This is a genomic window from Ewingella americana ATCC 33852 (genome assembly GCF_000735345.1).
Classification (GTDB): Bacteria; Pseudomonadota; Gammaproteobacteria; order Enterobacterales; family Enterobacteriaceae; genus Ewingella; species Ewingella americana.
Window position 1 is genome coordinate 171,439 of record NZ_JMPJ01000071.1, and the last position, 7,170, is coordinate 178,608.

Consider the following 7,170-nt stretch of genomic DNA (forward strand, 5'->3'; position numbering starts at 1 on the left):
AGCAATGGAGAGCAAACAGCTAGAACAAGCGGCGATCGAGGCTGGGATCGCCGCCGGTTATATCAATGCACATGGTAAACAACAGGCTATTGCTGCCGCCACCAAACGGGATTTGTTGGAGGCGATGGGCTGGGCCGCGGGCGTTCCTCACGCCGTGGAAGCGCCAGTGCCGGTGGTGAAAGTGTTTATTAAGGGCAGCCGTTTAGCCCTGCCGATTGGCGGCGAAGGTGAGTTTCAGTGGCAGTTAAAGTTGGAAAGCGGGGCGGTGCAGCAAGGGCGCACCAGCGCCAAAATGACCTTGGCCCTGCCGGGACGGATTTCTAGCGGCTATCACCAGTTGACGCTGACTCAGGACGCGCAAAGCTGGGAGTGCAGCATCATCGTGGCGCCAAAACGCTGCTATGAGCCCGATGCGCTGCTGGCTGGAAAAAAGCTGTGGGGCGCCTGCGTGCAGCTCTACACGCTGCGTTCCGATAACAACTGGGGCATCGGCGATTTTGGTGACTTGCGCCAACTGGTGCAGGAGATGGGCAAACGCGGCGGCGCTTTCGTCGGCCTCAACCCCATCCACTCGCTCTATCCCGGCAACCCAATCGCCGCCAGCCCTTACAGCCCGTCTTCACGGCGCTGGCTGAACGTGATTTATATCGACGTCAACGCGGTGGAGGATTTCCAGCTCAGCGAGGCGGCGCAGGCGTGGTGGCGCGAGCCGCAAACGCAGAAAATCCTCAAAGAAGTTCGCCGCAGCGCGTGGGTGGATTACGCCCGCGTGGTGCCGCTCAAGCTCACCGGGCTGTCGCTGGCGCATCAGCGTTTTGTCACCCGTAGCGCGTCCGATCCGCTGCAAAAAGCCTATCGAAAATTTGTCCGCGAGGGAGGCGACAGCCTCTATCAGCAGGCGGCGTATGACGCGCTTTATAGTCATCTGGCAAAGCAGGGCGAGCAGCCACAAGGCTGGCCGCACTGGCCGGAAAAGTACCGCAGCGCGCAGAGTGCCGCGGTCAAAGCCTTCTGCCAGCAGTATGAGTCCGAGGTCGATTTCTACCAGTGGCTACAGTGGCTAGCCGAGTATCAGTTTGGCCGCTGTTACCACGACAGCCAGCAGGCCGAGATGCCGATTGGTTTGTATCGCGATTTAGCTGTGGGCGTAGTGGAAGGCGGTGCCGAAACGTGGGGCGATCGTGATGTTTATTGTCTTAAAGCCTCGGTCGGCGCACCACCGGATATCCTTGGGCCGCTCGGCCAAAACTGGGATCTGCGCCCGATGGATCCGCACGTCATGGTGCGCCGCGCCTATCAACCTTTTATCGATCTGCTGCGCGCCAACATGACCAGCTGTGGCGCGTTGCGCATCGATCACGTGATGACCCTGCTGCGGCTGTGGTGGATCCCTTACGGTGAAACCGCCGACAACGGTGCTTATGTGCAGTATCCGGTGGACGATCTGCTGGCGATTCTGGCACTGGAAAGCCAGCGCCACCGCTGCATGGTGATTGGAGAAGATCTCGGTACCGTGCCGGTGGAGATCGTCAGTAAGCTGCGCGAAGGCGGGGTTTACTCCTACAAAGTGTTGTACTTCGAGCGCGACGCGGAGAATAACTTCCGCGCGCCGCAGTCTTACCCGGTGCAGGCGATGGCGACCATCACCACGCATGATCTTCCAACGCTGCGCGGCTACTGGCAGGGGGATGATTTGGCGCTAGGCAAGAAGCTGGGGCTGTATCGCGATGAAGAGGTGTTAACCGAGCTGTACGCCGATCGCGGTCGCGCCCGGCAGGGGCTGCTCAATGGTTTGCATCACTATGGCTGCGTGCCGAAAAGCACAGGCCACAATGCGGACGTGATGAGCATGACCCCGACGCTGAATCGCGGCCTCCAGCGTTATGTTGCTGACAGCGCCTGCGCTCTGTTGGGCCTGCAACCCGAAGACTGGCTGGACATGGGTGAGCCGGTCAACATCCCCGGCACCAGCGACGAATACCCCAACTGGCGGCGCAAACTGACGCGAACGCTGGAAGATATGTTTGCCGACGACGAGGTGAATAAGTTGATTAAGGACTTGGATAAGCGCCGAAGGAAGGTGTCGGTGAGTTGAGTTTTGCTCTGCCCCCTCCCCTACTTAGGGGAGGGGGCAAGTTCAAAAACTACTCCAAATCTGGATTACTCGCGATTTGCTCCACGGTCATGGGCCTGCCGAGCAAATACCCCTGCAACGAATCACAGCCTAGCGCGGTGAGGAAATCTTGCTGCTGGGTGGTTTCCACCCCTTCGGCGACCACTTTCAAATTCAGCGTCTGGCCGAGGGCGATGATGGCTTGCACGATGCTGGCGTCTTCGCTTCCCGCAATCAGGTCATTGATAAAAGCGCCGTCGATTTTCAGCTCGCTGGCCGGTAAACGTTTCAGATAAAGCAAACTGGAGTAGCCGGTGCCGAAGTCATCAATTGAGGCTTTAACGCCGAAACGCGTGAGCTGCTCGAGGATCTCGACGCTGGCGTCCGGATTGCGCATCGCGGTGGTTTCGGTGACTTCCAGCGTTAGCATCTCTGGTGGGATCTGATGCTTCTGCACCGTAGCAATCACCTTTTCCACCAGATTCGGCTGCTCAAATTGCAGGGCCGACAGGTTCACCGCCACGGTCCAAGTGCGATGCCCAGCCAAGTGCCACTGGCGCAGCTGGCGGCAAGCTTCATTAATCACCCACTCGCCAATTGAGATGATCAGGCCGGTTTTCTCCGCCATCGGCAGGAAGACATCCGGGCTGAGCATGACGCCGTGGCGTTCCCAGCGCAGCAGAGCCTCGAAGCCTGTCACCGGGCCGTGCGGCGCGACAAACTTCGGCTGATAGTGCAGGCGCAGCTCGTTATGCTCCACCGCCATGCGCAAGTCATTGAGCATTTGCAGCTGGTCTTGCGCATTGGCATTCATCGACGGTTGGAAGAAGTTGTAGCCGTTGCGCCCGGCATTTTTGGTGTGGTACATCGCCGCGTCGGCGTTGAGCATCAGCTCGCGCTCGTTTTCGCCATCACCCGGATAGACCGCAATCCCAATACTCACCGACACCAACAGCTCATAGCGCGACACTTGGAAAGGCTTGGCAATCAGATGCACCAGCTTATCGGCCAGCGTCGCGGCGTCGTTCGGGTCGCCGATTTCCATCAGCAGCACGAACTCATCGCCTCCGAGGCGTGCCAAGGTATCCGAGGCGCGCAGGTGGGCTTGCAGCCGCTCGGTGACGGCAATCAGCAGCAAATCGCCGACGTGGTGGCCGAATGCGTCATTCACCGCCTTAAAGCCGTCGAGGTCGAAAAACAGCAGGGCGAAGGAGGATTGAGTACGCTCCGCTTTTTGGAAAGCCTGACTCAGGCGGTCTTCCAGCAACAGGCGGTTTGGCAAGCGCGTTAGATTATCGTGCAAGGCGAGCTGCGTTAGCTCACGGTTGGCCTGCGCCAAAGAGGAAGCCAGAATCGAGGTGCGGGCCTGAAGACGGGCATCGAGCACGGAGATGATCAGGGTGATGGCGAGCACCGCCAAGGTGACGACAATCACCAGCAGCGCCAGCCAGTTGTTATTCACCCCGGAATAGGCCGCCATGCTGTGGCTGTCGTGGGGGAAATTGGCGGCGGCCATGCCGATGTAGTGCATGCCGACAATTGCGGTGCCCATGACGATCGCCGCGCCAACGCGCAGCATTTTCACATTTGGCGAGTGCTGGCGCAGATGAAACGCCATCCACAGCGCGGCACCGGAAGCCACCACTGCGACCACTACCGACAGTGTCACCCAGCGGAAATCGTACTCAATGCCGGGCATCATGCGCATCGCCGCCATGCCGGTATAGTGCATTGCCACAATGCCGCCGCCCATCAGCAGCGAACCAAGCAACAGGCTTTGGGTCGGCAGACGCTCGTGGCACACCAGCCACAGGGCAAAAGCGGAAGAAACGATAGCGATCAGCATCGAAAAGAGGGTGATCAGCGGGTCATAGCCCATCGACACCGGCAAACTGAAGGCCAGCATGCCGATAAAATGCATCGACCAGATGCCAATTCCCATCGCAAGTGCCCCGCCCGCTAACCACAATTTCGACGCTCTTCCCTGTGTCGTTGCCACTCGTCCAGCCATGTCGAGCGCAGTGTAAGACGCGAGCATCGCAACGATGAAGGAGAACAGAATCAGGACATCGTTGTAATTACTGGAAAGCATGCAAACTCCACACAATAGGATTATCTATATTAAGTGCTAATTTTGGCGCGGGATAATCGCATTAAATAATAATAAAGGCTATTGAATTAGCGCCTTTCTATTAAATTTACTTAAGCTTATTGCTCAATTCTTATAAATTGAGTTGTAAAACTTGTTATGAGTAAACGTAATAGGAACAAGGTCTTTGCCTTAATAAAATACGCCAGCGGGTAGATGGTCTATAGTTAACTATTAATTTGGCTAATCAGTTTGGAGTTATAAACATGATCACGGTTCACCATTTAAATAACTCACGTTCCCAGAGAGTGCTCTGGATGCTCGAAGAGCTGGAATTGCCTTATCAAATTCAGCGTTATCAACGTGATGAAAAGACCATGCTGGCCCCGGCGTCACTGAAGAAGGTGCATCCGCTGGGGAAATCGCCAGTGCTGGTGGATAACGACCTGACGCTGGCCGAGTCGGGTGCGATTCTGGAGTACCTGCAAGAAACCTATGATGCCCAAGGAAATTTCAAACCTACCGATCACTTCGCTCGCCAGCAGTATCGCTATTGGATGCACTATGCCGAAGGTTCGTTGATGCCGATTTTGGTGATGAAGCTGATTTTTGGACGATTAGGCAAACCGCCAATGCCGTGGCTGATCCGCCCAATTGCCGGCGCTATCGGCAAAGGCGTGCAGCAAAATTATCTGGATAAGCAGCTGGCGACCCACGGTGCCTATCTTGAGCAGCATCTGACTGAAAATACGTGGTTTGCTGGTAGCGATTTCAGTGCTGCCGACGTGCAGATGAGTTTCCCGGTGGAAGCCATGGTGTCGCGCGGAGGATTAGATAAATATCCTAAATTGCATACTTGGCTTTCTACTATTCATGCGCGCCCAGCCTATCAAAAAGCCTTAGAGCAGGGTGGTCCCTACCAAATTGGTAGCTAATCAAAATTCCAGTGTTATCTATTTTTCAGCAACGCCGATTTTTATTTTCATGAAAACATAAGTGATGCTTATTATCTCCAAATCGGCGGGTCTGAATTTTAATAACGTAATAGGAATATTGTTAAGCTATTAATCCTGTCCGGTTTTATTTCTTTATCTCTTCGGCCTTTTTTCTCCCTTTCAAAATAGCGCGGTCTATTTTCTTCTCTCCTGAAGCCCTATCCGATTTTCCATTTTTTCATCACCGTTTTGGCAAGTTGCGCAGCCTGCTAACCATTCAAAATAGGCGGTTTGCGCAAATTCTGTGGCGATCTGGCTTTTTATTGAACAAAACGCCATAAAATGTCGTGAACGGGAGTTGAAAAGAGGGGGTTAATGGCTGGATAATCGTTTGCTTTGCAGTACCCGTGGTTTTTATTTCCGCCTTACGCGATGAGAGTTAAACGTTTGCCTTGGTTTTGCGCATCGATCTTGCAGGTTTTCGAGCACATTACGGCGGTTAGGGAAGCGAACGTGACGAAACGGTTTCGTAATGACCACGCAGGCATTTCAGCAAGACACTTCAGAGGGTTGCACATGGCTAGTCAACACAATCAAACGGGCAGTGGCGTTGCGCCTGCCGGTTCGCTTGATGCTTTCTTTAAAATATCTGCGCGTGGCAGTAACGTTCGTCAGGAAATTATTGCCGGTCTGACGACCTTTTTGGCAATGGTTTACTCGGTCATTGTGGTGCCGGGCATGCTGGGCAAAGCCGGTTTCTCTCCGAGCGCCGTGTTTGTTGCCACCTGTTTGGTGGCGGGCTTTGGCTCTCTGCTGATGGGGCTGTGGGCCAATTTGCCTTTGGCGATTGGTTGCGCAATTTCCCTTACTGCCTTTACCGCCTTCAGTCTGGTGCTGGGCCAGCACATTAGCGTGCCGGTCGCACTGGGCGCGGTATTCCTAATGGGCGTGTTGTTCACCATTATTTCCGTCACCGGGATTCGTTCGTGGATTTTACGCAATTTGCCGATGGGCGTTGCGCACGGCACGGGTATTGGTATCGGGCTGTTCTTGCTGCTTATCGCCGCAAACGGTGTCGGCTTGGTTATCAAGAACCCACTCGACGGCCTGCCAGTGACCCTTGGCGCTTTCACCTCTTTCCCTGTAGTCATGACATTGTTAGGTCTGGCGGTAATTTTCGGGTTAGAGAAACTGCGCGTGCCGGGCGGCATCCTGCTGGTTATCATCGTGATTTCTATTATCGGCCTGATTTTTGACCCTGCGGTGAAGTATCAGGGCCTGTTCGCCATGCCATCTTTGTCAGACGCTAACGGCCACTCGGTGCTGTTTAATCTCGACATCATGGGCGCGCTGAAACTGGCGGTTCTGCCAAGCGTGTTGGCATTGGTAATGACGGCAGTCTTCGACGCCACCGGCACTATCCGCGCGGTCGCCGGCCAAGCGAATTTGCTGGATAAAGACGGTCAGATCATCAGCGGCGGCAAAGCTCTGACCTCCGACTCAATCAGCAGCATGTTTGCCGGTTTGGTAGGTGCATCGCCAGCCGCGGTGTATATCGAATCCGCCGCCGGTACTGCCGCAGGCGGTAAAACAGGCCTGACCGCCACCGTGGTCGGCGTGCTGTTCCTGCTGATGCTGTTCCTCTCTCCACTGTCGTATCTGGTCCCAGCCTACGCCACCGCCCCTGCGCTGATGTATGTCGGTCTGTTGATGTTAAGCAACGTCACCAAACTGGATTTTACCGATTTCGTCGACGCAATGTCCGGCCTGCTGTGCGCGGTGTTTATCGTTCTGACCTGTAATATCGTGACCGGTATTATGTTAGGTTTCAGCGCGTTAGTGATCGGCCGCATCTTCTCCGGCGAATGGCGTAAGCTGAACATCGGGACAGTTATCATCGCCGTGGCGCTGGTAGTGTTCTATGCAGGTGGATGGGCTATTTAAGATTTTGGAGGGGCGAAAATCTGGCGCCCTTTTAAGGTCAAGGTCAAGGTCAAGGTCGTGCGCTGCCGCCACACCGGCCTTGAGGGGCG

The 7,170-nt window shown here is 55.2% G+C and carries 4 protein-coding genes; 3 read left to right on the forward strand and 1 reads right to left on the reverse strand.

Annotated features, from left to right (window positions below; genetic code table 11):
* The first annotated feature begins 4 nt into the window (after window positions 1-4).
* A complete protein-coding gene (gene malQ, locus GEAM_RS20485; protein ID WP_034795411.1) occupies window positions 5-2,095 on the forward strand; it encodes a 4-alpha-glucanotransferase in 2,091 nt (696 codons plus the stop codon).
* A gap of 49 nt (window positions 2,096-2,144) precedes the next feature.
* Here malQ and GEAM_RS20490 read toward each other — a convergent pair whose 3' ends face one another.
* Window positions 2,145-4,205 carry a putative bifunctional diguanylate cyclase/phosphodiesterase gene (locus tag GEAM_RS20490; protein WP_034795415.1) on the reverse strand — a complete coding sequence of 687 codons (2,061 nt, stop codon included), beginning with the start codon at window positions 4,203-4,205 and terminating at the stop codon, window positions 2,145-2,147.
* Between the two features lie 263 nt (window positions 4,206-4,468).
* Between GEAM_RS20490 and GEAM_RS20495 the strand changes: the two genes are divergently transcribed.
* Together GEAM_RS20495 and GEAM_RS20500 are read left to right on the forward strand one after the other, a co-directional pair.
* Window positions 4,469-5,137, forward strand: coding sequence for a glutathione S-transferase family protein (locus GEAM_RS20495; protein WP_034795418.1), 669 nt, complete (start codon window positions 4,469-4,471; stop codon window positions 5,135-5,137).
* A 576-nt stretch (window positions 5,138-5,713) separates the two neighbouring features.
* Entirely contained in the window at window positions 5,714-7,081 is a 1,368-nt protein-coding gene (locus GEAM_RS20500; protein ID WP_034795420.1) for an NCS2 family permease, read from the forward strand.
* The last annotated feature ends 89 nt before the right edge of the window (window positions 7,082-7,170 follow it).

Excerpts from the sequence above, each read along its gene's own strand:
- malQ (WP_034795411.1), top strand. The coding sequence starts at position 5 with ATGGAGAGCAAACAGCTAGAACAAGCGGCGATCGAGGCTGGGATCGCC.
- GEAM_RS20490 (WP_034795415.1), bottom strand. The coding sequence starts at position 4,205 with ATGCTTTCCAGTAATTACAACGATGTCCTGATTCTGTTCTCCTTCATC.
- GEAM_RS20495 (WP_034795418.1), top strand. The coding sequence starts at position 4,469 with ATGATCACGGTTCACCATTTAAATAACTCACGTTCCCAGAGAGTGCTC.
- GEAM_RS20500 (WP_034795420.1), top strand. The coding sequence starts at position 5,714 with ATGGCTAGTCAACACAATCAAACGGGCAGTGGCGTTGCGCCTGCCGGT.